We start from the raw sequence: 25978 nt of genomic DNA, 5'->3' as shown, positions 1-25978 counted from the left end.
TCCCTAGACCTATTGGTTGGCTTTCCCCCCGTCTCAGCGGGGTTGGAGCAGCTTGTCGAGGCCAGCCTCTCCTTCGACCGTCTTGACGAGGTGCGGATAGCGCAGCCCGTCATGATAGTCGATGCTAACCTCTCGGTAACGATCGTCCCGTTTCAGGGTTAACTGGACCGGTACCTTGGTGCCCTTCGCCGCCTTGATCGCCTCGACAAGCGACTCGCTCGAATAGGCGCGGCCGTTCACGGCAACGATTTCGTCGGCAATGGTGATGCCGGCCTTGAACGCCGGGCTGTCCCAGGCAACGCCCGTGATCCCGCTCTTGCCGAGCGCCAGGCCCAGGGAATAGCTGAGATCCGTGGTGCCGGATCGCGTCATCTTGTTCGGCACATCGGTGTAGACGAGCTTGTAGCCGTTCCGTTCGAAACCCTTCAGCGGCGCGCGGTCCGAAACCTCATGCAGGCGCGCGGTGAGCAGTTTGCGCCATTCATAGGGCTGGATTCCCTCCAGCGTCTTCACGACATCGTCGAACGTGAAGGTGACTTCACCGAAATCGCCGTCGCGGCCGCCGAAGAAGATGCGCGCGAAATCGTCGATCGATTTGGTGCCCTTGCTCTGTTCGCGCAGGATCGAATCGACTTCCATCCAGACCAGCAGGCCTTCGTTGTAATAATCTTCCGAACGCTGCCAGCTGGTCCATCCCTTCGGCGCCCGCGGGGTGATGATCGGATCGTTGGTCGTATCGATCAGCGGGCGCCATTGGCGACCGGCCCGGGTATCGAGCGCTGCCATGATGCCGGCATAGCCTTCCAGCGTCTCTTCCTTGGATACCAGACCCGACCGGGCCTGGAAGACATAGCCCCAGAACTGCGTCTGGCCTTCATACACCCACAACGACTGGTCGCGCATCGGCATCCGGAAATCCGGGGTCCAGAGTTCCGCGCCGCGGCGATATTTGCCGTCCCAGCTATGGGTGAATTCGTGTGGCAGCAGATTGCGTGCGCTCGCCTGCTCGGCCCATTTTGTGAAATAACCGGGCCGTACGCCGTTTTCCGAACTGCGGTGATGCTCCAGCCCGATGCCGCCCAGCTTGTCGCTGATCGACAGCAGGAAATGATAGTGATCATAATGCTGCGCGCCGAACGTCTTCACTGCCTGTTCGACCAGCCGCTTGTGCGCAGCGATCTGTTCCGGCTTGGCATCCAGTTCCTCGGCGCTGTCGGCGACGACATCCAGCGTCACCCGCTCGGTCAGCGGGAACTTGCGGTAATAGCGGCCGGCGATCACCGGCGAATCCATCAGGATCTCGTAGCTGGTTGCCGCATAGGCATAGGTGGAGCCGGTAGCCTTGGCCGGAACCGCCCCGGCGGCGCTCCATCCTTCGGGATATTTCACTGTCGCCTGGATCGGGATGCGTCGGGTGAAATACCCGGCCGGATAGAGGCTGAGCGAATTGAACTGCAGGCTCATCATCTCCGGCGTCATGACGATGCGGCCCTGGTCGCCCTCGGTCGCGGAGACGAACTGGAACTCCATGTCGATCTGCTTGGCGCCGTTCGGCACATCGATATGGAAGGCGAACATGTCCACCGCATCCCGCGTCCAGGGCAGGCGCTTGCCGCCGGCGCGGATCTGCAGTCCCGCCAGCTTCTCGATCTCGCCGCGCGGGCCGTGCTTGCCGGGCAGCCATTCGGGGAAGAGCAGGGTGACGCGACCGGACTTGGCGACCGGGATCGTCTCCCGCACCCGGAAGATGCCGCGCAGCGTGTCGGTCGCGTCGACATCGAGCTTGATCGTTCCGGGATAGGGAATGTCCCGCGCGGCTGGAATCGTTTCGACGATCGGTACCGGCTGGGGCGCCGAATTCTGCGCCAGCACAGGCGTGGTGGTGGCCAGCAAAAGGCTGGCGAACGATATGGCGCGAAACATCGGCAACGGCCCCTTTTATGTGCTTCTCACGAGCAAGAAAGCGCCCGGATCGCGTAACATTGTTGCTCGGGAATGTCCCAGGGGCAAGGGGTGAAAAGGCTCAGCCCAGTTCGTCGTCCTTGTACTTGATCTGGAGGAAATGGCCGCGCGTCGCCAGCGCATCGAGGTCGCCTTGCGCAAGCTGCGCCGTCATCTCGGCGATTTCCTCGTCGATCACCTGCAGGCCCTGCGCGAGCTGCTGATCCGGGGTAAGGCCGTTGCGGGGCACGGCACGCAGCGGCGCCGGCACGCGGCCATAGCCATTGACGAGTTCCGGCAGCTGTTCGCCGATCAGCTTGCGGACTTCGTTGGCAGCGGGCGAGCTTTCGTCCAGCCGCGCGAGTTGCGGCGCCAGCGTCTCCAGCTTCACCCCGATCGAATCGACCAGCGTGCGGGCGGGGGCGGGCAGGGCCAGCCGCTGCGTTTCCAGCCAGCGCTCGGTGGTGGCGGGCAGCGCCTTGAGCGGCACCTGCACCAACTGCTCGACGCGCGGCGCGCTGGTGACGGGCAGCGAGGCGAAGACGAACGTCGCCAGGATCAGCAGCGCCATCACCGCCAGCGCACCGAACATGCCAAGCGGCACGAACATGCCGATGACGATCGCGGCGAGGATGATCACTGCATCCGCCGCCGCGATCCGGCCGAGCCGGGCGAGGATCTCCGCCTCGCGCCGCTTGCGCGTGCGGGTGGCGAGCGCGCCTTCGGTGCGGGCGCGCGAACGCTCGATCAGTTCCTCGCCGCGGGCGAGCAGGCGGTCCACGTCACTCGGCATCGCGGCTTACATCGCCTCCAGCTTGAAGCCGTCGGCCGGGCCGCTCAGGCGGTTCTGCTCGGCGCCCTCGGCGCGGGCGATATAGCCCTTCGACTTCTCGACTTCGTTCGACAGCGTGTTGACGGTCACCTTCATGCTGTCGAGCGCCTTCAGCTTGAAGGTGTCGATCGCGTCCATCGTGTCATAGATGTTCTGGAAGGCGCGCTGCAGCGTCTCGACGGGAATCGTCGCGCTCGCCGCCTGTTCGTGGATCGCCGCGGTCTGGCTCTTGAGCAGCTGGCCGGTCGATTCGATCAGGTTGGCCGTCGTGGTGTTGAGCGCGGTGATCTGGTCGAGCACCAGCTTCTGGTTGTTGAGCGCCTGCGCGACGGTCACCGCGGTGCGCAGTGCCGAGACGGTGGTGGTCGAGGCGCGGTCGACGCCCTTGATCAGCTCGACATTGTTCTTCTTGACCAGATCGAGCGCGAGATAGCCCTGCACCGTCACCGCCATCTGGGTGAGCAGATCCTGGGTGCGCTGGCGGACATAGAAGAGCGCGGTCTCGCGGATCGCCTTGGCCTTGGCGGGATCGGTGTGATCCAGCTCGTTGGCCTTGTCCTCGAGCTTCGCGTCCATCGCCTTGGAGAGATAGATCATCTGCTCCAGGCGCCCCATCGCGTTCCACAGATTGGCGCGCTCGGTGGCGATCGCGGCATTGTCCTGCAGCAGCTCGTCCTTGCCGTTGGCCAGGCTCTTGAGCACCGCGTTGATGTGGCTCTGCGACGACTGGTACTTGCGGAAATACTGGGTGAGCCCGCCGCCGCCGCCGAAGAGCTTCGACAGGAAACCGTCCTTGCCGCCGATCAGCTTGCCGTTGCGCGAGGGATCGAGCTCCTCCACCGTCTTGCGCAGCGCCAGCAGGTCGGCGCCGACGCCGCCGTCGCTGCCCATCGCGCGGACCGGGCGATCGAGGAAGCGGTTCGACTGGCCAGCGGCGTCGCGGATTTCCTTCTGGCCCATCGCCGCGATCGCATCGACGCGCTTGCCGAACTCCGGCGAGTTCACGTCCTGCGCGATCAGATCGTCGATGAAGCCGTCGACGCGCTTGTCGAGTTCGGTCTTCTTGGTGTCTTCCACGGGCACGAGTCCGGCAGCCTTTTCCGGCGCCACAACCGGAACGGGATCGGGGGGCGTCAGCACCAGGTTCTGATCGGCCGTCGCAGTTTCCGTCGCCATCGTCACTCTCTCTCCAACTCCGTGCCGCAACCATGCAGGCGAAGCGGGCGTCCCGCAAGCGTGTCATGTAGATACCACACTGCGGGATTCAACTTGATTCCGGCGCGCTGCCTGGCGCTTATGACGGTACTTGTTATGCGGGAGAGCGATATGGGTGGGGTCGCGCGGCGCGAGCTTCTCGGCACATTGGGCGCGATCGGCCTTGCCGCCGGCGGTGCGGATCGCGCACTGGCGCAAGGCGCCGGACCCGAGCGGCTGCACAGCCTGCCGCTGGAATTCGCCTATGAAGCGATTGTAACGCTGGCGCCCGCCACTCCGGTGGGCAAGACCCCCTATGGCACGCGCAATCGCATTCCGATTACCGGTGGTACCTTCGAAGGGCCGCGGATCCGCGGTAAGGTGCTGCCCGGCGGCATGGACTGGCAACTGGAGCGGCCGGACGGCTGCCTCGACGTTTATGCCGATTATATGATGCAGGCGGAGGACGGCACGCTGATCCACGTCATCAACAAGGGGCTGATCAGTCGCGATCCGGCGCGGCCCTATCTGCGCACGATTCCCTGGTTCGAGGTGCCGGAAGGGCCGCATGGCTGGTTGAACCAATCGGTGTTCACGGGCACGATCGGCGCGCCGCCTCCCGGTTCCGGCCCGGCCGTGCGAATCACGGTCTATCGGATCGCCTAGACCGAACCGGGACATCGCTGTTGGCGGGGGGCCTTCCCGCGGCGCACAAATTCCGCTATGGGGCCGCCCGAACGCGCGCTTCCGCGCCAATCAGGAAATCGCATGAATCTCCGCAACGTCGCGATCATCGCGCACGTCGACCATGGCAAGACCACCCTCGTCGACCAGCTCTTCCGCCAGTCCGGCACCTTCCGTGACAACCAGCGCGTCGAAGAGCGTGCGATGGACTCGAACGACCTCGAAAAGGAGCGCGGGATCACGATTCTCGCCAAGCCGACCTCGGTCGACTGGTCGCCGGACGGCACGGAAGAGAACAGCATCCGCATCAACATCGTCGACACGCCCGGCCACGCCGACTTCGGCGGCGAGGTGGAGCGCATCCTGAGCATGGTCGACGGCGTGATCCTGCTGGTCGATTCGTCCGAAGGCGCGATGCCGCAGACCAAGTTCGTCACCGGCAAGGCGCTGAAGCTGGGCCTGCGTCCGATCGTGGTCGTCAACAAGATCGACCGTGCCGATTCGCGCGTGCAGGAAGTGCTCGACGAAGTGTTCGATCTCTTTGTCACGCTCGAAGCAACCGACGAACAACTCGACTTCCCGGTGCTATACGCCTCGGGCCGTAACGGCTATGCCTCGACCGATCCGGATGCGCGCGAGGGCACGCTGACCCCGCTATTCGAAAAGATCGTCGAACATGTCCCGCCGCCAAAGGTGGACCCGGACGCGGAGTTCAAGTTCCTCGTCACGCTGCTCGACCGCGACAACTTCCTCGGCCGTATCCTCACCGGCCGTGTCGAGAGCGGCACGGTGCGCCTGAACCAGCCGATCCACGCGCTCGACAATGACGGCAAGATCATCGAGACCGGTCGCGCTTCCAAGATCCTGTCGTTCCGTGGCCTGGACCGCGTGCCGGTCGACGAAGCCAAGGCGGGCGACATCATCAGCCTTGCCGGCCTCGCCGTCGCCACCGTGTCGAACACCATCGCGGATACCTCGGTCAGCGTGCCGCTGCAGGCGCAGCCGATCGATCCGCCGACGCTGTCGATGCGCTTCGCCGTCAACGACTCGCCGATGGCGGGCCGCGAAGGCACCAAGGTGACCAGCCGCATGATCCGCGACCGCCTGTTCCGCGAAGCGGAATCGAACGTCGCGATCAAGATCACCGAGAGCGAGGACAAGGACAGCTTCGAAGTCGCCGGCCGCGGCGAGCTTCAGCTTGGCGTGCTGATTGAGACGATGCGTCGCGAAGGCTTCGAGCTCGGCATCAGCCGTCCGCGCGTGCTGTTCCAGGAAGGCGAGAACGGCCGTGAAGAGCCGTACGAAACCGTCGTGATCGACGTGGACGAAGAATTCTCCGGCACGGTCGTCGACAAGATGAACCAGCGCAAGGCCGAGATGACCGACATGCGTCCGTCGGGTGGCGGCAAGACCCGCATCACCTTCTCGGCACCGTCGCGCGGCCTGATCGGCTATCACGGGGAGTTCCTGTCGGACACCCGCGGCACCGGCATCATGAACCGCCTGTTCGAGAAGTACGGGCCGTACAAGGGCAAGATCGAAGGCCGCAAGAACGGCGTGCTGATCTCCAACGGCGCCGGCGAAGCCCAAGGCTATGCGCTGGGTCCGCTCGAAGAGCGCGGCATCCTGTTCGTCGGCCATGGCGAAGCGCTGTATGAAGGCATGATCATCGGCGAGAACGCCAAGACGGAAGACCTCGAGGTCAATCCGATGAAGGCGAAGCAGTTGACCAACTTCCGCGCTTCGGGCGGCAAGGACGACGCGATCCGCCTGACTCCGCCGAAGAAGATGACGCTGGAACAGGCCATTGCGTACATCGACGACGACGAGATGGTGGAAGTGACGCCGAAGAACATCCGCCTGCGCAAGCGCTTCCTCGACCCGAACGAGCGCAAGCGCGCCAGCCGGGCGAAGTCGGCCGCCTGAGGCGCGCCGATGCGGTGCAGAAAGGCCCCCTGCCGGCAACGGCGGGGGCTTTTTCGTGGGGAGGGCTCAGGCCGCCCCCTGGTTCCAGGGCATCCGCTGCAGCAGCATCCCCAGTCCACACCAGCCGCTGAACCCGGCGAATGCGAGCATGAAACCGAAGAACCCGGCTGCGTAGAAGCCCGGCGCGAACCCCGCCAGCCCCAGCAGCGTGAAGCCCAGCACGAGCAGGCCGACGATCATCTGCACCTGGCGGAAGATCGAGACACGCGGTGCGCCCGCGCCCGCCAGCGGCAGCCCGGCTGCGGCCCAGGCCTCGATCCCGCCGGTGAGGTTGCGCACCCGATCGCCCAGCATCCCTTCTGCCAGCGCACAAGCCTGGCCGCCGCGCCCGCCCTTCTGGCATTGGAAGATCAGCAGGCGACCGGCCGGTAGAACGGCATCCGCGAGCAGCGACGGCAGCGCGCCGAGCGGCATCGATGCGGCATAGGGGATATGGCTCGCACGAAATTCGTCTGGTTCGCGCACATCGATCAGTAGTGCGTCGCCGCGGGCGAGCAGGCGGTGCGCCTCGCGGGCGTCGATGGTGGCAGTCATGCCTCTTCCTTTCCGCAGAAATGCGCGTGGAGCACCGCCATCAGGTCACGGGCGGCGGGGTGGGTGATCGAATAGAACAGCGTGCGATGCGCGCGCCGGGCGGTGACGATGCCCTCGTCTTTCAGCTTATTGAGGTGTTGCGACATCGAGGTCGGGGCGATGCCGGTTGCCGCGATCAACGCGCCGACGTTGCGTTCGCCTTCCACCAGCGCGCACAGGATCATCAGCCGGTGGGGGTTGGCCAGGCCGGAGAGCAAGGCGGCAGCGCCGGCCGCCTTGGGCGCCATCGCTTCCATCAGGGAATGCACGGGGGGACTTGCCTTCATTCCACATCTATATCAATTAATAGATATGTGAATCAATTGGGAGTTGCCCCATGGCCAAGGATTATCGCGCGCTCACCCAGGACATTTCGGCCTATTCGGCGCAGTTGCGGAAGCTGGCGCCCGAAACGATGGCGGGCTTCCACGCCATGGCGAAGGCGGCCGGTGCAGAAGGGGCCATCGACGCCAAGACCAAGGAGCTGATCGCGCTGGCGATCGGGGTCACCCAGCGCTGCGACGGTTGCATCGGCTTCCACGCCAAGGCGCTGGTGGGGATGGGCGCCAGCCGCGCGGAAGTGGCCGAGGTGATGGCGATGTGCGTCTATATGGGCGGCGGCCCGGCGCTGATGTACGCGGCCGATGCGCTGCGGGCCTATGATCAGTTCGCCGAGGGGGTGGCGGCCGCCTGATCCTCCTCTGCCGGGCAGGGCAATCGCCGTCGACAGTCGGAGGTTGTGCCCGCCCAATACTATCCCGGCCTTCCCGCGAAGGCAGGAATCCATTCGGCTTGCGTTCCGGGGAAAGAACCGCGGCATCGGCGCCAATGGATCCCCGCCTACGCGGAAGGACGGGGTTTGTGCGATCGCCCTGTTCCGCTGTCGTAGTGAACAAATAGAGAACAAAATCCTTTCCTACAGCCTCCAAAATCGGTACAGGCTTGCCGGTTGGCCAATTTGGGGGAGCAGGGGTGATGCAGAATCGGGTTCCCGTAGCGCGTGAGGCGCGCGATTTGCCGGCGTTCGAGCCGGTGCCGCGCAAGACGAACCGCCATGACGGCTGGACGCCCGAGCGGCAAAAGGCATTCATCGAAGCGCTGGCCGATACCGGATCGGTGCGGCGGGCCGCGAATATGGTGAACATGTCGCAGGCCAACGCCTATACGCTCCGCCGGGCGGACGGCGCCGAGGACTTTCGCCGCGCCTGGGATGCCGCGCTCGATTTCGGGCTGGCCCGATTGAAGGATGAAGCGTTTACCCGCGCGATCGAAGGCGAGCTGATCCCGGTGTTCGATCGCGGCAAGCTGATGGGCTTCCGCCGCAAGCGCAACGATGCGCTGCTGATGTTCTGCCTGCGCCATTATGGCCAGGACGCGAATGGCAAGCGCACCACGATCAACTATTTCTCCGCCCGCGCGGCGGCAGGCAATGGCGATGGCGAGGCGGCCGCGGCGGCGAGCACCACGACAGTGCGCACGGTGATCACCGGCGATGGCTCCGGCGGCAGCGCCGCCCTGCGCACCGACCGCGCATCGGCGGTGCTGGAGGATTTTGCCTGCGTGACGCTGGATGCCGAGGCGCAGGCGACGATCGCCACCGCACTGGAAGCCTGCGCCGCCCGGCGTGCGGCGGCGGACGCGCAGATCGATCTCGGCGGCGAAGATGCAGCCGACGCGCTGGAGGACGATCCCGAGGCGCATTTCATCCGGGTGGGGGAGAATGCGTCGCCCTATCGCGGGGTGATCGAGTGGCCGGGGGTGGAGGAGGAGTAGGAGGCAGGAGGGCTGTGGCTGGCACCATGGTGCCAGCGCGGCGTGGTCAGCGGGCGATCAATATGCCCGAGCGGTTTGCCAGCTCCTCGACCGTGCGTAACGTTTCGGGATCACGCGTGACCCAGGTCGATTCGACAACCTCCCAATCGGCGGCTTTGATCCTGTCACCGAAGAGCATCATTGCCTTCTCAAGATCGAATTTGCGGGAAACCCAGATCATCCCGTCATGCGCGCCCGGCGATCCGTGAATCGCCGGTGACCAGGCCTGGGTAGCCGGATAGGTCGATTTCGGCGTGTCGATCAGTTGTCCCCGCTCCAGGCCCAATTTGAGCAGGTCTGCCGAGAACAGGGCTGCGAGCGAAACTTCCCGCTTCAGTTCCACGATCGAGTAGCGCAACGGCTGCAGGGCAGACCAGCGGACCGATTTGATCGGCGCGGTCGCATCGATGTCATGGAAGATGGTTTCATAGACCGCGCATTCCAGGTTCGTTGCGGCATAGGCCGTGGGGATTTTGACGCCGCCCACCTCGAAAGGCGCAAAGCGAGAATGGCCATATCCCGGGTTGAACGCACAGGGCGCAAACTGGTCGTCATGAATGCGGTGCAGCCGTGTTCCCGCCGCAAGCAAGAAGCCGCTACATTCCAGATCGGCCGGCGGGGCGGGGACTGGCCCGGTGCTTGGCCCGCCCGTCATCCAATAACCGCCTCACCTTCAAGCCGTGCGGCATCGACAATCCTGGGGTCGGCGAGCTTGTCGCATGGTGCTGCGCCGTCGAGCCAGCCATTGGTGGATACGAACCAGAAGGCGGTCTCCCATGCGGACATGCTGTCGGGCAATGCGCGCAAGATATCCGCGATGACCGCGAGCGGCCGGCCGTCCTTGAACTGGAAGGCAGGGAATCGTTCCTGGCCCAGCCAGGGGATCGAAAAGATCTTCCCTTCCGACTTCCAACGGCTGGCGGTCTGGCTGCGGTTGCGCGCCTGGCTGCCGGACTCCGCGGTTACCTCTTCGGCCGAATAGGTCATGAACTTGCCCATGAAGGCGACGCGCGCTTTGGCGTTCCGCGTGTCGATCTGCGCGCGGATGGTTGCGACCGGATCCTGCGTCTCTACCAGCGCATCGACCAGCTTTTCGATCGTCGCTTCCGAATGATGGTCGCGCGCCGATGGCAGCGCACGGTCGACGACCTCCGCAATGCGCAGGACATTGGGATCGAGCAGAACCAGTTGCCCGCCGCTTTCCGCCACCGTGCCGCGAAGCGCCTTGCGCACGGCAAGCGCAAGATCCGATGCCGAAACGTCCGGCGCCTCGATCTGCTCGGGGCTTTCCAGACTTTCGGTTTCCCCCTTTCGGACGAAGCGAAATTTCCCGCTGCCAGCACGCCCGCGCACAGATCCCGAATACGGCCTGACGCGCTTGATCTTCGTTTTCGCCTTTACCTGTACCAGCACGTCTTTGCTGATCGCGTGCTGCGTCAAGGGCGTCGCGCTTTCGGCGATGGCTGCCACAAGGTGCGACACGAGATGTGTTTCGATCTCGCTCGCATCCGGCGCGAGCGCCCTGGTCTTGGTGTCTGGAGACATCCGATCTCGTTAGCACAGAGAGATTACAGCACCTATAACGTAATTCACGCAGCTCCGGTTGCAATAACCCGGATCGCCGAATCGCGCGCGCAGGCCATTGCTGCCGGCCCCCCGCGGCGGGGGCGACTATAGCCTTCGGGTGAGGAAACGGCTGTGGGGATCGTCGTCGCGATAGTCGGCAAAGGCTGCGCACGGCGCAAACCCGTACCGTGTATAGAGCCGCAGCGCCGGTTCGAACGCCGGGGCGGTGCCGGTTTCCAGGCTCAGGCGCCGGAGGCCGCGGGTGCGGGCGGTGGTCAGGATATGGTCCAAAATCGCGGCGCCGATGCCCTTGCCGAGATGGGCGGGGGCGGTGCGCATCGATTTGAGCTCGCCATGCGCGGCGTCCAGCTGTTTGAGCGCGCCGATGCCGAGCAACGCTTCCTGGTCCCACGCGCTCCAGAAGCTGATGTCCGGCGTCTGGAGGCCGGACAGGTCGAGGAAATGGCAGCTGTCGGGGGGCGAATTGGCGAGCATCCCGCGGCGTGGAGCCGGAGCAGCTCCTGCACCTGGGGCTCGTCCAGCCCGCCCTCCCGGATGGCGATCACAGATCGTCGATCATGCTTGCCAGCGTCTCCAGACAGGCATGGGCGAGCAGCTTGCTGCGGATCGGGGACCAGCCGAATTCGGAATCGGCATTGGCGTCATGATCCTTGAACGGCATTTCCAGCGTCATCGATACCGCGCCGAACCGCTCGGCCAGCTGGTTGGTCGACATGGCCAGGTTCGCTCTGCCCGGGGGCGACTTGTCATAGCCGAGCTCGGTCTGGAAATCGGGGGTGTGCGCGGCGAGCCGCCGGCCGAATTCGTAGAATTTCTCGCCGAGTGCGTCGGTCCAGCTCGGAATGCCTTCGAATCCGGCGAGGAAATTGGCCGGGATCGCCTCGTCGCCATGGACGTCCATGGCGAAGTGCACGCCGGTTTCATCCATCGCGTTGCGCACCGCCAGCACTTCCGGGCTGCGCTCCGGCGTAGGGGTGTGCCATTCGCGGTTGAGGTTCACTCCCGCCGCATTGGTGCGCAGATGGCCGCGCAGCGAACCATCGGGGTTCATGTTCGGGACGCAGTGGAAGGTCGCCCTGGCCCGCAGATCGCGGGCGACGGCATTGTCTTCGTCGGTCAGGAACTCCAGCGCGCCCTCCATCCACCATTCGGCCATGCTCTCGCCGGGATGCTGACGGGCATAGAGCCAGACCTGCTTCGGCCCCTCGCCCAGCGTGAGGCAGTCGATCGGCTGGCCGTCGAGCGTCGTGCCGAGCTGGCGGTGCGTCACACCTTCGGCCAGCGCGATGCGGCTGACCAGATCATGGTGGCGCTCCATCGAATAGGGCGCGAAATAGGCGAACCAGGTGATCGCCATCTGGCAGGTGTGGCGGATGGTGAGGACGCCGTCTGCATAGTCGGTATCGGTCATCCGCCACGATTCGCGATCCGCCGACCAGCGCGCCTTGTAGCCCGGCCAGCCGAACGGATAGGCCGAGCCGGCGGCGTTGAGAATCCGCAGCGTCAGCGCCCTTCCTTTCGCGCCGGTGACGCGGAAGTGGAACCACTGGTAGAAGTCGGACTCGTGATCCTTCACGATCTCGAGGTCGACGGTATCGCCATCGATGGCGACGACGCGGATATTGCCGCTATCGAAGGCGGCGCTGATCTGGATGCTCATTTCACCGTAATAGTGATGCCGGACTCGCCCGGAAAGTCCTTGAACAGCGCGGCGGCGAGGCGCTGGGCGGTGGCGGCGGGCTGATTGTCCTTCACCCCCACGCCGGTGGTTTCGGCGCGGCCTTCCCAGATCACGCTTTCGCCGGCGCGGCGGCGGAGCTGCACCCAGAGCTGCGAAACCAGGATCTCATGCTGCTTGCCCTTGCCGAGCCCGAAGGAGACGCCGCCGCCCAGGCCGACACCGCCGCCGCGACCGCCGCCGAAGCTGCCGCCGCCCAGCCCGACCGAAACCGGGGGGCGATCCTGGATCACCCCGCGGGTCGACCGGGTGAACGATACCGAGGCGATATAGCCTGCCGGGCGATCGCTGGTGGCGGGCACATAGCCCAGCCGGTTCAGCTCCGCCTGCACGGCATCGGCATAGACGCGATATTCGGCGCTGACGTCCATCGCCCCGCTCATCGGCATGATGGTGACGGTTGTCCGCTCCATCGCCTGGCCGAGGTGGTAGCGGGTGACGTCGATCGGCGTCCGCCCGGTGGTGGAGGTGCATCCCGCCGCCAGCACGGGCAGGGTGGCAAGCAAGGCAAAACGCAGATACTGATTCACGAACACGCACTCCTGTTTCGCGGCCGCAACGGCTGTATCCTGCCAACCGCCATGCGGTCGAGTCGGTTCCGCCGTCTTCCCGCCGTCGAAACGCCCGAACGGCGCGATCAGACGCATTTGCGCGGCTTTGCCTTGACTTCCTGCCCCCGCGCTTATAGGCGGGCGCCTCTTTCCGGCATTCCAGATAATTTGAGAAGCGAATCGGTCATGAAGATCGTGAATTCATTGAAGTCGCTCAAGGGGCGGCACCGCGACAACCGCGTTATCCGCCGCCGTGGCCGGATCTACGTGATCAACAAGACGCAGAAGCGTTTCAAGGCACGCCAGGGCTAAGCCCTTTGCGCGTGGGGACTGTGCCGCACGCCGTTATCTTCGACGTCGGCAACGTCCTGTTCCCCTGGGAACCGCGACGGCTGTACGAGCGCCTGTTCGACACCGAGCAGGCGCTCGACGCGTTTCTGTCGCAGGTCGTCACCAAGGAATGGCATTTCCAGCATGACGCTGGCCGCCCCTTCGCCGAGACCTCGGCGGAGCTGAGCGCGCTATACCCCGAACATGCCGACAAGATCGCGCTGTGGGGGCCGCGCTTTGGCGAGCAACTGGGGCCGCCGATCCCCGGCATGGCGGCGCTGGTCGAGGAACTCGATTCGGCGGGCGTGCCGCTATACGGCATCACCAACTTCTCCGGCGAATTCTGGCGGGCCTGGATGCCGCAGGTCGACTGGCTGTTCGGCCGCTTCCAGGACATCGTCGTCTCGGGCGACGAGAAGCTGACCAAGCCCGATCCCGCCATCTATACGCTCGCGCTGGAGCGATTCGGGCTGCAGGGCCCGGACGCGGTGTTCGTCGACGATCTGCCGGTGAATGTCGAAGCGGCGCGGGCGCAGGGCATCCACGGCGTGGTGTTCACCGGCGCCGAGGCGTTCCGCGCCGAGCTGGTGCGGCTGGGCGTGCTCGCCGGCTGAGGGCTGGCGTTTTCCCTTTCCAATCGTCGAAATTGTCATCCCGGGGGAAACGGGATCCGTCCGCCATGCCGGTTCGAGTTGCAACGGCGACCGCCGCTTTTGCCGGGGATGACGGCGGGCGTCGAGGCGCACGCGCCGCACGGTTTCGACCTCGCTAAGTTGCCAAAGTTCACACCCGTGCGCGATTCGCTAAGTTCACACGCGAATGCGCACGGTGCATTCTCGTGCGCATGTTTCCAGCACGTTCAAAGAGCGATGGGCAGGTCTCCTGCCGGTAAGAACATATGGGATACGAATTGAGCTCGTTCAAGGAATGCCGCCCAGCAGACCCTCCGCTTGACTCTTAAATCTACATATGTTGTATTAGGCTCATGGTTCGGAAGCGGCAACCCTCGAAGCAGATGCGCCTTCTCCTGCAGGTCCTTGCGGAGGAACGCGATGTCTGGCGGCATGGCTATGAGCTGATGAAGGCGACCGGACTGTTGTCCGGTACCCTTTATCCGCTGCTGATGCGGATGACCGAACAGGGGCTCGTAGAGGCCGAGTGGCGCGAGCCTGCGCAGCCGGGACGGCCCGCCCGCCATGCCTACCGATTGACGGCGGCCGGCTACGCGGTGGCGCGGGAGCTTGCCGACACCATCGCCGATCGGCCGTTCAAGGGAGCACTCGCATGACCCTCTTCGTTGCTCGGGCCCTGCTGCGGCTGGCGAGAGCCTGCCTCGGTGAACGTCATGCCGATTGGGCGTCGGCCATGGAGGCGGAACTCGAGGCCGCGGCGGCGGCCGGGGAGGCGCTGCCCTTCGCGTTCGGCTGCCTTACAGCGGCGTGGCGTGCGATGTTTACAAGCGAGCAGGGGCATTTCCTCCTCACCAGCTACGCACTGGTGCTCGGCATGGTGCTGCCGATGGCAGCGCTGCAGATCGGCTGTGCGCTGTTTGGCCTGCCCTATCTCTACCCGGACCAGCACGGGCTGGCCGGCGCGCTACTGGAACGCAGCCCCAGACAGGACCTGCTGCCGAGCGTCTACCAAGCCGCGATTCCGGCACTGGCCATGCTGCAGGTGATGATCGGGCTCGGTCATCTGCGCGTAGGCTGGCTTACGCTGGAGCGCGACTGGGCCGGTGCAACGCGCTGGGGCAGCATCTGCCTTGCCGCGACCGCCACCCTGATCCTGTTCATGGCGGCGCTGTTCCTCGATGGGCGGCAGGTGGTGCTGCAAGGCGCGGTACTCGCCATCGAACTAGCCACGATCGCGGTCGTCGCGCGGTGGCATAGCCAGCTGTCAAGCGGGCTAGCGCAGGCGCGGTAAGCGCCCACGACCGCACGCACGACTTCTGTCGCTGAGACCTTTCCGGGGCGCACCGTCCCGGAAACCCAGACCGTGCGCCCGCGCGGTGCCGTGACGCGACACGTGATCGCGACAAAAACCGGGGCTGATCCCGGTACTTGAGGAGAAGAAGCCATGCGACCGTCCTTTACGCATCCCATCCTTGCCGGTGCGGCAGTGACCGTCCTCCTCGCCATGACGGCAAGTGCAGTACCTCGTCCCGACGAGCCCGTGTTTGCAGGCGCGGCAGCGGCCTCGTCGCCGTTCGTCGGGGCATGGGAGCTCGACCTCACCCGCATGCCGGAGAAGTACGGTCCGCCGCCCAAGCGGGTTCGCTTCACATTCGAGCCGGTCGGCGCGGACCAATGGCGAACGACCGTCGACATCACCGCGCCCGACGGCAGTGTCCGCCACATGGCGGTGCGCTATCGCCGCGACGGCGCCGCCGCTCCCGGCGAGGGGGACCTGTCCGAGGCGGATAGCGCCGCCTTCCGCTCGCCGGCGCCGAACGTGCTGGTGATGGGGCTGGCCAAGAAGCAGATGCTGGGCTCGGTTCGGGTCTATGTCGTCTCCGCCGATGGATGCGAGATGACCGAGTCGGCCGCTGCGGTGGATGCTAGCGGCGCGCCTTTCGTCCGCGAGTTCCACTTCAAGCGCGTGCCCTGAAATCCTGCCGGGGGTGGCGACGTGCATCGGCCGCCGCCGCTCCGCCGAGGGAGGTCCGCGCGCGTCGCGACGGCGGTATCCCGCTCTTTAAATCTGGAGAGAAACGATGAAGTTGCTGGTGCTCCCCTGCGCCGCGCTCCTGTCGGCGTGCGCCACGCCGCACGCGCGGGAAGCTACGCCGCACGCGCGGGAAGCTACGCCGCTTCGCATGGCGGTCGGCTATGGCGATCTGGCGCTTGAAACGGAGGCCGGAAGGGCTGCGCTTGCTGCTCGAGTAGCGCAAGCTGCGAGCGTCTTTTGTCGAGCCTATGATCCACTGAACCCGCAGACCAGGTTCGACGCGCACCTGGCGAGCAAACGCCATTGCCCGGGCGCCGCCGCCATTCTGCTGGCACAGCGCATGCCTGCGTCGGTGCGAAGGGCCTATCAGGCGGGCAAGCGCGCGAAGTGAAAGGGTGTGCGCGGGCCCTTGCCGGCGTCCAAGGCTAGCGCGACCACCGCGCAAAAATCGCGGTCGGCAGTTCCAGCCCGCGCGCTTCCTCGCGCACCGTCAGCTCGCCGGCCTCGACCGTGCCGCCCTTGTCCGCCATCGCCTGGCGGACCAGTTCGCCGATCGCCAGCGCCGACATGCGCACCGCGTACACGGTGAGGAACAGAAAGCGCGAGTTCTCGTCGAGCAGCTTGGCCACGTCGTCGATCAGCGACGGCAGGCCTTCCTCCAGCTTCCACACCTCGCCATTGGGCCCGCGGCCCCATTTTGGGGGATCGAGGATGATGCCGTCATAGCGCCGCCCGCGGCGCACCTCGCGCGCGGTGAATTTCATCGCGTCGTCGATCATCCAGCGGATCGGCTTGTCGGCCATGCCGGAGAGCACGGCGTTGGCCTTGCCCTCCATCACCGATTTCTTCGAGGCGTCGACATGCGTCACCTTGGCGCCCGCCGCCGCCAGCGCCAGCGAGCCGACCCCGGTATAGCCGAACAGGTTCATGCACTCCGGCGCGTCCATGCCGTCGACGCGGCCGCGCATCCACTCCCAGACCGGCGCCATGTCCGGGAAGAAGCCGAGGTGGCGGAAGGGCGTGGTCTGGGCGGTGAAGCGCACCTCGCGCCACGCCAGCGGCCAGCCTTCGCGGGGCACCGGCTTCAGATATTCCCAGCGGCCGCCGCCATCCTCGTCGGAGCCGGGGACGAATTCGGCATGGGCGTCCCAGTCGGCCGAGGCGGGCGCCCACAAGGCCTGGGGCTCGGGGCGAATGAAGCGATAGGCGCCATAGCGTTCGAGCTTGCGGCCATGGCCCGAATCGATCAGCCCATAGTCCGCCCAGGGCGCGCCGGTGAGGGTGACGAGTTTCACGGCCGGGCGTGTGCGCGCTCGGCGATGTAGCCGGTGATCGCGTCGAAGGTGGCAGGCAGCGTGTCGTACCGCTCCTGGCGTTCGAACAGGTCGCCGATGCGGCCGGGCACCTGCGGACGGACGCCGGTGGCGCGTTCGACCGCGTCGCGGAACTTGGCGGGATGCGCGGTTGCGAGCGTGACGACCGGTACGTCTGCGGCCAAGCCGGCGCGCTGGGCGGCGGCGAGGCCGATCGCGGTGTGCGGATCGATCACCTGGCCCGCCTCTGCACAGGCCCAGCGCATCGCTTCGTTCATGCCGTCGGCATCGATCGCGTCGCTGGTGAACAGCTTGGCCGCGCCTTCGCGCTGCATGTTGGTGAGCTGCATCGCGCGGGTCGATTCGAAGCCGCGCATCTGATCGGCGACGGACCCGCCGGCGAGATCGAACAGCAGGCGTTCGAAGTTCGAGCTGACCTGGATGTCCATCGACGGTGCGGCGGTGGGCGTGACGGTGCCCGCCGAATAATCGCCGGCCGACAGCGCACGGTGGAGGATGTCGTTGACGTTGGTCGCGACGACCAGCTTGGCGATGGGCAGGCCCATGCGCGCCGCGACATAGCCGGCGAAGACGTCCCCGAAATTGCCGGTGGGGACGGAGAAGGCCACGGCCCGGTCCGGTGCGCCCAAGCGGACGGCGGCGTAGAAATAATAGACCACCTGCGCCATCAGCCGGGCCCAGTTGATCGAATTGACCGCGCTCAGCTGGAAGCGGCCGGAAAAGTCCGCATCGTTGAACATCGCCTTCACCAGCGCCTGGGCATCGTCGAAGCTGCCCTCGATCGCGATGTTGTGGACGTTGGGGGCGAGCACGGTGGTCATCTGGCGGCGCTGCACGTCGGACACGCGTCCGCGCGGGTGCAGCATGAAGATGTCGACGCCGATGCGGCCGGCGACGGCATCGATCGCGGCGCTGCCGGTATCGCCCGAGGTCGCGCCGACGATCGTCAGATGCTGGTTGGTGCCGGCCAGGAACTTTTCGAACAACAGGCCGAGCAGCTGGAGCGCCACATCCTTGAAGGCGAGGGTTGGGCCGTGGAACAGTTCGAGCAGCCAGTGCTGCTGGTCGATCTGGACGAGCGGGGTCACCGCGGCATGGGCGAAGCGGCCATAGGCCTGGGTGCAGAGCTGGCGCAGCTCGTCTTCGGAGAGGTCCGGGGTGACGAAGGGCAGCATGACCCGCACCGCCGTCTCGACATAGGAGAGGCCGCGCAGGCTTGCGATGTCCGCGGCCGAGAAGCTCGGCCAGGCGGTCGGAACATAGAGGCCGCCATCGCTGGCCAGACCGGTGAGGGTGACGTCCCGAAAGCCCAGCGAAGGGGCGGCGCCGCGCGTGCTGTGATACTGCATGGCCGATCGCGTTACCCGGCAGGCGCGGGCGGGACAAGATAGCTGTGCTTGGGCGGCGAATCCCGCTAGAGGCACGGCGATGGACGATCACGCGCAGGATAGTGCCGCGCTGCCGATCTGCGTGGCGGCGCTCTACCAGTTTACCCGGTTCGACGATCCGGCGGCGTTGCAGGGGCCGCTGGCCGCCTTGTGCTGCGGGCAGGCGGTGAAGGGCACGTTGCTGCTGGCGCGCGAAGGCGTGAACGGCACGATCGCGGGCAGCGACGATGCCATCGCGGCGGTGGTGGCGCATGTGCGCGGGCTGCCGGGCTGCGCCGGGCTGGACGTGAAATATTCGCGGGCGGCCGAGCAGCCTTTCTACCGGATGAAGGTGCGGCTGAAGCGCGAGATCGTGACGATGGGCCAGCCGGATATCGATCCGCTGGCGAGCGTGGGTACCTATGTCGCGCCGGAGGACTGGAACGCGCTGATCGCCGATCCGGGCACGATCGTGATCGATACGCGCAACGACTATGAAGTGGCGGCGGGCACGTTTCGCGGCGCGATCGATCCCAAGACCAAGAGCTTCCGCGACTTCCCCGACTGGTTTCGCGCGCATCGCGCGGAACTGCTGGAGCGCGGCGAGACCCCGCCCAAGGTGGCGATGTTCTGCACCGGCGGCATACGCTGCGAGAAATCGACGGCGTTCCTGAAGTCCGAGGGCATCGAGCAGGTATTCCACCTGAAGGGCGGTATCCTCAACTATCTGGAGAAGGTGCCCGCCGAGCAAAGCCTGTGGGAGGGCGAATGCTTCGTGTTCGACCAGCGGGTGACGGTGGCGCACGGGCTGGCGCCGGGCAGCTATGGGCTGTGCCATGCCTGCCGCCGGCCGGTCAGCGCCGAGGACCGGCGCTCGCCGCGGTTCGAGGAAGGGGTGAGCTGCGCGGCGTGCTATGACGAGCGGACCGAGGAAGACCGGGCACGCTATCGCGAGCGGCAGCGGCAGGAATGCTTCGCCGCCACGCGCGGCGAGCCGCATGTCGGGAAAGTCTATCCGCCGGCCGAGGGCGAAGGCTGAGTCGCGGCGCGGGCGCGCAGGCGCAGCGCGAGGACGTAGATGATGATGGCGACGCCCGCGAACAGGAACCATTGCACCGCATAAGCGAGGTGGTTGTTCGGCACGCTCGACAGGTCGGGCGGGGCGCTCGGCTCCAGCCCCGGCGCGGCGCGATCCGAGACGAGCATCAGCGCGCGGGGGGCGGGATCGAGCATCGCGGCGATCAGCGGGCGGTGGTCCGGCAACTGGGTGATGGTGCCGCTGACCATGCCCCCGGGCCAGTGGGGCTGGAAGCCGACATTGGTGGTGACGCCCATATCCACGGCAAGCTGCGCGCCGATATGGGTGCGGCAGGTGGCGATCTGGCGCCAGCCCTTGGTGCCGCGCGTGCCGCGTCCGCCTTGCCGCGCCCAGCCGGTGACCGAAAGACAGGCGGTGCGGGCATGGCGGAAGAGCAGCGCCGGATCGCGATCGCCGCCTTCCAGCGTGATCGTCGGCTGCATCCTGTTGGCGGCATAGAGCGCCAGTGCGGCGTTCTTCTCGTGGCGGCGCTGGAGCTGCCAGACCCCCAGCGCGAGCATCGCCGCGACGGCAAGGGCGACGAGCAGGGTGGGGATCGGCGGCAGGCGGCGCATCTCAATCCTTGCGCAGGCGCCCTTCCTGCGCCTTGTTGCGATACTCCAGCGCCAGCAGCAGCCCCTTCGACACGCGCAACGCCAGCACCGTCAGCACGAGGGTGATCGGTATCCACAGCAGAATATGGACGTAGAAGGGCGGCGAGAAGGTGAATTCCACCCATAGCGCCAGGATCGTGACGAAGGCGCCGATGCCGAGGGTGAGGAACACCACCGGCCCGTCGCCGACATTGAAGGCGGAGAAATCGAGCCCGCAGGCCGGGCAGTGATCGGCGAAGGTGGCGAAGCGGCGGAACAGCGTCTTGGCGCCGCAGCGCGGGCAGCAGCCATACAGGCCGGACGCGATCGGGGGCGGCAGCGGACTGCCGCCCCCGGCGGGATCAGGGAGGGGATCGGCCACCTCAGCCGGCGTGCACCGGCGCGCCCCAACCACCCCATACATAGATGGATGCGAACAGGAACAGCCACACCACGTCGACGAAGTGCCAGTACCAGGCCGCGGCTTCGAAACCGAAATGCTGGCGTGGCGTGAAATCGCCGCGATAGGCGCGCACCAGGTTCACGATGAGGAAGATGGTGCCGACAATGACATGGAAGCCGTGAAAGCCGGTCGCCATGAAGAAGGCGCCGCCATAGCTGGAGCCATGTTCCGACGCCGCCTTGAAGGGGAAGGGGGCTTCCATATACTCATAGGCCTGCAGGCAGCTGAACAGCAGGCCGAGCACGACGGTGAGCCAGAGGCCCTTCTTCACCGTATCGTTCTCACCGACACCGATCAGGCCCCAGGCGCCCTTCAGCGCGCCGCCGCGCTCATTGTGGATCAGGCCGTGATGCGCCCAGGTGACGGTGCAGCCCGAGCAGAGCAGGATCAGCGTGTTGAGCAGCGGGAACTGCCACGCATCGAGCACTTCCATGCCCTTGGGCGGCCAGGTGCCGCCGACCGCTTCGACGGTGGAGGGGAAGAGCGAGAAATCGAACCAGGCCCAGAACCAGCCGACGAAGAACATCACTTCGGAGGCGATGAACAGGATCATGCCGTAGCGCAGGTGGAGCTGCACGATCGGCGTGTGATCGCCGGCATGGGCTTCCTGGATCACCTTGCCCCACCAGCCGAACATGGTGAGCAGCACCAGCGCGAAGCCGGTGGTGAGCACCAGCGTGCCGTTCGCCATCTTGTGCATCCACAGGACCGCGCCCGAGGCGAGAATGAGCCCGCCCAGCGAGCCCAGCAGCGGCCAGATGCTCGGCGGCAGGATATGGTACTGGTGGTTCTTTGCTCCAGCCATGGGTGTCCCCAATCCTCTCTCTAATTTGGCGCGATGCTAGCTTGGTGTCTTCGCCGAATCCACTGGATAAAATGTGTAGGACAGCGTGATTTCCTGCACGTCGCGGGCATCCGGATCGTTGAGGATCTTGGGATCGACGAAGAAGATCACCGGCATCCGCACCGTTTCGCCGGGTTGCAGTGTCTGCTGGGTGAAGCAGAAGCACTGGATCTTGGTGAAATATTTACCGACCTGGGCGGGCGTGACGTTGAACGTCGCAGTGCCGGTGATCGGCCTGGACGACTGATTGGTCGCGGTGAAGAACGCCATGTCGCGGCCGCCGATATCGATCGTATCGGCGCGGCGCTCGGGGGCGAACTTCCACGGCAGTTTGGGGCTGACATTGCTGTCGAACGCGACGGTGATCTTCTGGCCGGTGGCACCCGGCGCGCGCAGCCCGCGCTGGGTGGTGCCGTTCAGCCCGGTCGCCTCGCAGAATATCCGGTAGAGCGGCACCGCGGCGAAGCCCAGCCCGGTCATGCCGCAGACCAGCACGGCACCCATCAGGCCAACGCGCAGGTTGCGGCTGATCCTCATCCGCTATGGCCCAGCTTCATCTTCACGATCGAAATGGCGAAGACCAGGACCACGAACGCGCCGAGCAGCAGCGCCATCACCCGCGCGCGGGCGCGCTGGCGGGCGCGGATCAACTCCAGCTCCGATGCCGGCATATGAATCACATCCTCTCCGCGTGGATCGTTCATCCCACCCACCTGTCGATCACCAGCGCGCCGAATAGCACGAACAGATAGAGTATCGAAAATTTGAACAGGCGCTTTTCCGGAATCATACCGTCTTCCGGCGCGGTGCGACGGGTGGCGACCTGCACCGCCATCGCCAGGAAGATGCCGGACATCAGCGCGGCGGTGAGGCCATAGACCATGCCGGTCAGCCCCAGCGGCCAGGGCGCGGCGGCGGCGGCGATCATCGGCAGGGTATAGAGGCCGATCTGGATGCGGGTGGTGCGCTCGCCGGCGACGACCGGCAGCATCGGCACGCCGGCATTGGCGTAATCGGTCTTCACGAACAGCGCGAGCGCCCAGAAATGCGGCGGCGTCCACAGAAAGATCAGCGCGAAGAGGAGCAGCGGCAGCGTCGCCACATCGCCCGTCGCCGCCGCCCAGCCGATCAACGGCGGAAAGGCACCCGCCGCGCCGCCGATGACGATGTTCTGCGGCGTGCGACGCTTGAGCCAGATCGTATAGACGAAGACGTAGAACAGGATCGAGACGGCGAGGATCAGCGTCGCCACCCAGTTGATCGCGACATACATCAGGAACAGGCTGAACGCCGCGAGCCAAACGCCGAAATGCAGCGCCGACTGGCGCTCCATGCGGCCCGCCGGCAGCGGCCGGCCCTGGGTGCGCTTCATCTTCGCATCCAGATCGGCTTCATACCATTGGTTGAGCGCGCCGGCCGCACCGGCCCCGAGCGCGATGCACAGGATCGCGGTGAAGCCCAGCACCGGATGGATCGGCACCGGCGCCGCGAGCATGCCGCACAGGCCGGTGAACACCACCAGCGTCATCACGCGCGGCTTGGTAAGGGCGAGGAAATCGCGCCAATCGGCGGGCAAGGCGGGATTGGCGTTGGCAGCGGACATCATCCGCCCCGATATACGGCGCTGTTCAGGCGCGGGGAAGTGCCCTCAGCCCAATCGCTTGGCATTGGCGCGCACCTTGCGGCGATAATGGCGCAGCGCCTTGCTCGCCTGGGCCTGGGGCGTGCTGCCGAGCCTGCCGGTCGCGGCGGCGACCTGGAGTTCCCAGGCGGCCTGCATCTTTTCCGCCACCATCCGCTGCGCTTCGGCGGATGCCCCCGGCCCGCCGGCCGCCAGCTTCGCCATCCGCAGCCCGATTACGGTGGAGGCTTCCCAACCGAGCATCCAGCTGTCGATGCCGATTTTCATCCAGTCCGCATAAGGGGCGTTGCGCATGAGAGTCTCCTGAGGGGATGGGCAGGGGCTGAACGCGCGGCATTGCCGTGCGGCACCGGGGAAATCCGGAATTTCCCGCCTGCCGATATTCGTTACGCTTGTATCCCGCCCCGTCGCCCAGTGGAAGCGTTTGCACAACGCAAGAGTGGCTCGCTGTTAAAGCGGATCATTAGCGTACCTATTGGGGATCATTATCAATACGAATAAGCGCCGATCACACGGCGGTACTGCCTGCCGTTTCAAACCACAGAAACGAATCCGGGGCCGCGCCGCATGTCTACCACGACCACCAACTCCAAGCGCCGGGCGCTGCTGCTTGCCGCATATGGCTGCTTGGCGCCGCTGCCTGCGATGGCGCAGGAGGCCCCGGCGGGCGCGCGCGACGACATCATCGTCACCGCACGCGCGGCGAGCGCCAGCATTCTCGGCAGTGACGTCTCTCCGATGGCCTATCCGCAATCGGTTCGGGTGCTTGATCGGGACCTGCTCGATGCGGTGAACGCGACGCGGCTGGGCGATGTGTTCGATCTGGCCGGCGGCGTTGCCCGGCAGAATGATTTCGGCGGGCTGTGGGACAAGGTTTCGATTCGCGGCTTTGCCGGCGACGAGAATGCCGGCCCCGATATCCGCATCAACCGATTCAGCAGCAATTTCGGCTTCAACGCACCGATCGATACCGCGACGATCCAGCAGGTCGAGGTCCTGAAGGGCGCGACGGCGGCGCTTTCCGGGCTGGGCGAGCCGGGCGGCGCGATCAACCTCGTCACCAAGGCGCCGCTCGATCGCTTCCAGGGTTCCGCCGATCTGAGCTATGGCAGCTGGAACAGCCTGCGGGCGACGGCGGATGTGACCGGGCCGCTGGCGCAAGGGCTTTCGGCGCGGCTGATCGGCGTGGCGGAGCAGCGGGACAGCTTCCGCGAACATGTCGACGGATCGCGGCGGCTGATCGCGCCGTCGATCGCCTGGCGGCCGCTGGACGGGCTGCGGCTGCTCTACCAGGCCGAATATATGCGCAATACCAGCGTGCTCGATCGCGGCATCGTGGCGGTTGGCGGCAATGCGCGGGCGATGGACCGGCGCACCTTTCTGGGCGAACCCGGCGATGGCCATATCGTGCAGAACAGCCTGTGGCAGCAGGCGAGCCTGTTCGCCGATCTGGGCAAGGACATGCGGCTGGAACTGGGCGCGAGCCAGCGTGACGGATCGCTGCGCGGCTATGGCACCATGGTCGATTTCGGGCCGCGCGGGTTGCAGGCCGATGGCCGAACCGCCGGGCGCGATCGGCGCTATCATGATTTCGACTGGAACGACCTGTCGCTGCGCGTCGAACTGACCGCCAAGGGAACGCTGTTCGGCATGACGCACGACCTGCGCATCGGTGCGGACCGCGTGCGCCACGCCATGGACTTCGTGCTGGATCGCGCGCGGGGAACCGCCACCCGGCCGCTGCTGCCGATCGACCTGTTCGATCCCGTCTATAGCCAGGCTGCCCTGCCGGTGCCGCCGGCCTTTGCCAGCCGCTACACCCGGTTCCGGAGCGAAAGCGTCTATGCGCAGGACCTGATCGGGGCGGGGCCGTTCACCCTGCTGCTCGGCGCGCGGTGGAACAGCTTCCGCGAGACGGTGATCAACCGGCTGGCGGCGAACCGGCGCCTGGAAACCCGGGACAGGGGCGTGACGCCGCGCGTGGCGCTGACCTGGCGGGCGAGCGCGGCGCTGGCCTTTTATGCCAGCTGGGGCGAATCGCTGCGGTTGAATCCCTCCGACGGCACGACGACGTTCAACGCCGAACGCAGCCATTCGACCGAGGCGGGTGTGAAGTTCGCGCTGTTCGGCGGGCGGTTGACCGGCCAGGCGGCGCTGTTCGACATGATCAAGCGCAACGTGCTGAATCCCAACGCGATCGATCCGTTCGTAAGGACGCAGATCGGGCGGCAGCGCTCGCGCGGCGGTGAGATCGAGCTGAACTGGAAGGCGGCGGACGGGCTGCTGGTGACGGGTACCTACACCCATCTCGACGCGACGGTGCGCAACGATGCCAATGCGGCGCTGATCGGCACGCCGCTGAGCAACGTGCCGGACGATATGGGCAGCCTGTTCGTGCAGCAGACCTTGGGGCGGTTCGCGCTGGGTGGTGGCGTCAGCCATGTCGGCAAGCGTGCCGGCGATCCGTTCGGTACCGCCTATCGCCTGCCGGCCTACACGATCGCACGGGCGAATCTGAGCGTCGCGCTGAACGATCGCCTGACGCTGCGGGCGGACATCGATAATATCTTCGACACCTATTACATCGCCAGCGCCTACGCCAATGTGTGGACGATGCCGGGCGCACCGCGCAATTTCCGGGTGACGGCGTCGACGCGCTTCTGAGGCATCTGCAAGGTAGCGTGGTCCCCCTCACCCTTCCGCCGCTTTGCGGCTCCCTCCCTCTCCCACAAGGGGAGAGGGAGAAGGGGCGTCCAACTCCC

General features: G+C 66.0%; 31 protein-coding genes. 12 read left to right on the top strand and 19 right to left on the bottom strand.

Features of this window, described 5'->3' with window-relative positions:
• Positions 1-33: 33 nt before the first annotated feature.
• The 3 genes from DD559_RS11640 to DD559_RS11630 all read right to left on the bottom strand — a co-directional run bounded on the left by DD559_RS11640 (position 34) and on the right by DD559_RS11630 (position 3949).
• Positions 34-1923, bottom strand: coding sequence for a M61 family metallopeptidase (locus DD559_RS11640; protein ID WP_116470870.1), 1890 nt, complete (start codon positions 1921-1923; stop codon positions 34-36).
• Positions 1924-2023: 100 nt separating this feature from the next.
• Positions 2024-2734 (bottom strand): hypothetical protein, encoded by a 711-nt coding sequence (locus DD559_RS11635; protein ID WP_116469320.1) that lies wholly within the window; start codon positions 2732-2734, stop codon positions 2024-2026.
• Between the two features lie 6 nt (positions 2735-2740).
• Positions 2741-3949, bottom strand: a complete 1209-nt coding sequence (locus DD559_RS11630; protein ID WP_116469319.1) for a toxic anion resistance protein — start codon at positions 3947-3949, stop codon at positions 2741-2743.
• Between the two features lie 120 nt (positions 3950-4069).
• Here DD559_RS11630 and DD559_RS11625 point away from each other — a divergent pair, with 120 nt between their 5' ends.
• Together DD559_RS11625 and typA are read left to right on the top strand one after the other, a co-directional pair.
• Positions 4070-4633 (top strand): DUF3237 domain-containing protein, encoded by a 564-nt coding sequence (locus DD559_RS11625; RefSeq protein ID WP_116469318.1) that lies wholly within the window; start codon positions 4070-4072, stop codon positions 4631-4633.
• 102 nt (positions 4634-4735) lie between these two features.
• Complete coding sequence (gene typA, locus DD559_RS11620; RefSeq protein ID WP_116469317.1) at positions 4736-6577, top strand: translational GTPase TypA; 1842 nt, start codon at positions 4736-4738, stop codon at positions 6575-6577.
• Between the two features lie 66 nt (positions 6578-6643).
• On the opposite strand, the gene DD559_RS11615 is transcribed toward typA, so the two are convergent.
• A complete protein-coding gene (locus tag DD559_RS11615) occupies positions 6644-7171 on the bottom strand; it encodes a rhodanese-like domain-containing protein (RefSeq protein ID WP_116469316.1) in 528 nt (175 codons plus the stop codon).
• Positions 7168-7497 carry an ArsR/SmtB family transcription factor gene (locus DD559_RS11610; protein WP_240610221.1) on the bottom strand — a complete coding sequence of 110 codons (330 nt, stop codon included), beginning with the start codon at positions 7495-7497 and terminating at the stop codon, positions 7168-7170. Before DD559_RS11610 ends, DD559_RS11615 begins: the two co-directional genes overlap by 4 nt.
• Before the next feature lie 50 nt (positions 7498-7547).
• Here DD559_RS11610 and DD559_RS11605 point away from each other — a divergent pair, with 50 nt between their 5' ends.
• Positions 7548-7904 carry a carboxymuconolactone decarboxylase family protein gene (locus DD559_RS11605; RefSeq protein ID WP_116469314.1) on the top strand — a complete coding sequence of 119 codons (357 nt, stop codon included), beginning with the start codon at positions 7548-7550 and terminating at the stop codon, positions 7902-7904.
• A gap of 281 nt (positions 7905-8185) precedes the next feature.
• Positions 8186-8983: a hypothetical protein gene (locus tag DD559_RS11600; RefSeq protein WP_206364496.1), complete on the top strand. Its 798-nt coding sequence runs from the start codon at positions 8186-8188 to the stop codon at positions 8981-8983.
• Positions 8984-9029: 46 nt separating this feature from the next.
• Here DD559_RS11600 and DD559_RS11595 read toward each other — a convergent pair whose 3' ends face one another.
• From DD559_RS11595 to DD559_RS11575, 5 genes are all read right to left on the bottom strand, one after another.
• Complete coding sequence (locus tag DD559_RS11595) at positions 9030-9677, bottom strand: RES family NAD+ phosphorylase (RefSeq protein ID WP_116469313.1); 648 nt, start codon at positions 9675-9677, stop codon at positions 9030-9032.
• Positions 9674-10567 carry a hypothetical protein gene (locus tag DD559_RS11590; protein ID WP_116469312.1) on the bottom strand — a complete coding sequence of 298 codons (894 nt, stop codon included), beginning with the start codon at positions 10565-10567 and terminating at the stop codon, positions 9674-9676. The genes DD559_RS11595 and DD559_RS11590 overlap by 4 nt, the downstream gene beginning before the upstream one ends.
• Positions 10568-10693: 126 nt before the next feature.
• Entirely contained in the window at positions 10694-11083 is a 390-nt protein-coding gene (locus tag DD559_RS11585; RefSeq protein ID WP_240610220.1) for a GNAT family N-acetyltransferase, read from the bottom strand.
• Between the two features lie 67 nt (positions 11084-11150).
• Entirely contained in the window at positions 11151-12269 is a 1119-nt protein-coding gene (locus DD559_RS11580; protein ID WP_116469311.1) for a M14 family metallopeptidase, read from the bottom strand.
• A complete protein-coding gene (locus tag DD559_RS11575; RefSeq protein WP_240610219.1) occupies positions 12266-12877 on the bottom strand; it encodes a DUF4136 domain-containing protein in 612 nt (203 codons plus the stop codon). The genes DD559_RS11580 and DD559_RS11575 overlap by 4 nt, the downstream gene beginning before the upstream one ends.
• A 207-nt stretch (positions 12878-13084) precedes the next feature.
• Here DD559_RS11575 and ykgO point away from each other — a divergent pair, with 207 nt between their 5' ends.
• From ykgO to DD559_RS11545, 6 genes are all read left to right on the top strand, one after another.
• Positions 13085-13210: a type B 50S ribosomal protein L36 gene (ykgO, locus tag DD559_RS11570; protein WP_010543750.1), complete on the top strand. Its 126-nt coding sequence runs from the start codon at positions 13085-13087 to the stop codon at positions 13208-13210.
• Between the two features lie 11 nt (positions 13211-13221).
• On the top strand, positions 13222-13842 hold the full coding sequence (locus DD559_RS11565; protein ID WP_116470868.1) for an HAD family hydrolase: 621 nt from the start codon (positions 13222-13224) through the stop codon (positions 13840-13842).
• A 401-nt stretch (positions 13843-14243) separates the two neighbouring features.
• Entirely contained in the window at positions 14244-14516 is a 273-nt protein-coding gene (locus tag DD559_RS11560) for a PadR family transcriptional regulator (RefSeq protein WP_116469310.1), read from the top strand.
• Positions 14513-15151, top strand: a complete 639-nt coding sequence (locus tag DD559_RS11555; protein WP_116469309.1) for a hypothetical protein — start codon at positions 14513-14515, stop codon at positions 15149-15151. Before DD559_RS11560 ends, DD559_RS11555 begins: the two co-directional genes overlap by 4 nt.
• Positions 15152-15304: 153 nt before the next feature.
• The gene (locus DD559_RS11550) at positions 15305-15835 is read left to right on the top strand and encodes a hypothetical protein (RefSeq protein ID WP_240610218.1); all 531 of its coding nucleotides are present in this window, start codon (positions 15305-15307) and stop codon (positions 15833-15835) included.
• A gap of 106 nt (positions 15836-15941) precedes the next feature.
• The gene (locus DD559_RS11545) at positions 15942-16286 is read left to right on the top strand and encodes a UrcA family protein (protein WP_116469307.1); all 345 of its coding nucleotides are present in this window, start codon (positions 15942-15944) and stop codon (positions 16284-16286) included.
• 34 nt (positions 16287-16320) lie between these two features.
• Here the strand turns inward: DD559_RS11545 and DD559_RS11540 are convergent, their stop codons facing one another.
• The gene (locus DD559_RS11540; protein ID WP_116469306.1) at positions 16321-17190 is read right to left on the bottom strand and encodes a class I SAM-dependent methyltransferase; all 870 of its coding nucleotides are present in this window, start codon (positions 17188-17190) and stop codon (positions 16321-16323) included.
• Complete coding sequence (gene thrC / locus DD559_RS11535) at positions 17187-18578, bottom strand: threonine synthase (RefSeq protein WP_116469305.1); 1392 nt, start codon at positions 18576-18578, stop codon at positions 17187-17189. The genes DD559_RS11540 and thrC overlap by 4 nt, the downstream gene beginning before the upstream one ends.
• Before the next feature lie 79 nt (positions 18579-18657).
• Between thrC and trhO the strand changes: the two genes are divergently transcribed.
• The gene (gene trhO / locus DD559_RS11530; RefSeq protein ID WP_116469304.1) at positions 18658-19635 is read left to right on the top strand and encodes an oxygen-dependent tRNA uridine(34) hydroxylase TrhO; all 978 of its coding nucleotides are present in this window, start codon (positions 18658-18660) and stop codon (positions 19633-19635) included.
• Here the strand turns inward: trhO and DD559_RS11525 are convergent.
• From DD559_RS11525 to DD559_RS11500, 7 genes are read right to left on the bottom strand one after another with little or no spacing between them, the layout of a single operon-like run.
• Positions 19608-20249 carry an SURF1 family cytochrome oxidase biogenesis protein gene (locus DD559_RS11525; protein ID WP_116469303.1) on the bottom strand — a complete coding sequence of 214 codons (642 nt, stop codon included), beginning with the start codon at positions 20247-20249 and terminating at the stop codon, positions 19608-19610. The genes trhO and DD559_RS11525 overlap by 28 nt on opposite strands.
• A 1-nt stretch (position 20250) precedes the next feature.
• Entirely contained in the window at positions 20251-20649 is a 399-nt protein-coding gene (locus tag DD559_RS11520; protein ID WP_240610217.1) for a DUF983 domain-containing protein, read from the bottom strand.
• 1 nt (position 20650) lies between these two features.
• Complete coding sequence (locus DD559_RS11515; protein WP_116469301.1) at positions 20651-21535, bottom strand: cytochrome c oxidase subunit 3; 885 nt, start codon at positions 21533-21535, stop codon at positions 20651-20653.
• Positions 21536-21571: 36 nt separating this feature from the next.
• The gene (locus tag DD559_RS11510; RefSeq protein WP_116469300.1) at positions 21572-22111 is read right to left on the bottom strand and encodes a cytochrome c oxidase assembly protein; all 540 of its coding nucleotides are present in this window, start codon (positions 22109-22111) and stop codon (positions 21572-21574) included.
• Entirely contained in the window at positions 22108-22278 is a 171-nt protein-coding gene (locus DD559_RS19825) for a cytochrome c oxidase system small membrane protein (protein WP_165830934.1), read from the bottom strand. The genes DD559_RS11510 and DD559_RS19825 overlap by 4 nt, the downstream gene beginning before the upstream one ends.
• Positions 22275-23180 (bottom strand): heme o synthase, encoded by a 906-nt coding sequence (locus tag DD559_RS11505; RefSeq protein ID WP_116469299.1) that lies wholly within the window; start codon positions 23178-23180, stop codon positions 22275-22277. Before DD559_RS11505 ends, DD559_RS19825 begins: the two co-directional genes overlap by 4 nt.
• Before the next feature lie 42 nt (positions 23181-23222).
• Complete coding sequence (locus DD559_RS11500; RefSeq protein ID WP_116469298.1) at positions 23223-23510, bottom strand: hypothetical protein; 288 nt, start codon at positions 23508-23510, stop codon at positions 23223-23225.
• A gap of 273 nt (positions 23511-23783) precedes the next feature.
• Here DD559_RS11500 and DD559_RS11495 point away from each other — a divergent pair, with 273 nt between their 5' ends.
• Positions 23784-25880, top strand: coding sequence for a TonB-dependent siderophore receptor (locus DD559_RS11495; protein ID WP_116469297.1), 2097 nt, complete (start codon positions 23784-23786; stop codon positions 25878-25880).
• The last annotated feature ends 98 nt before the right edge of the window (positions 25881-25978 follow it).

Source organism: Sphingomonas pokkalii, from assembly GCF_003096275.1.
In the GTDB taxonomy this organism is placed as follows: Bacteria; Pseudomonadota; Alphaproteobacteria; order Sphingomonadales; family Sphingomonadaceae; genus Sphingomonas; species Sphingomonas pokkalii.
The sequence above is the reverse complement of the archived record's forward strand: the minus strand, read 5'-3'. Positions and strand labels throughout refer to the sequence as shown.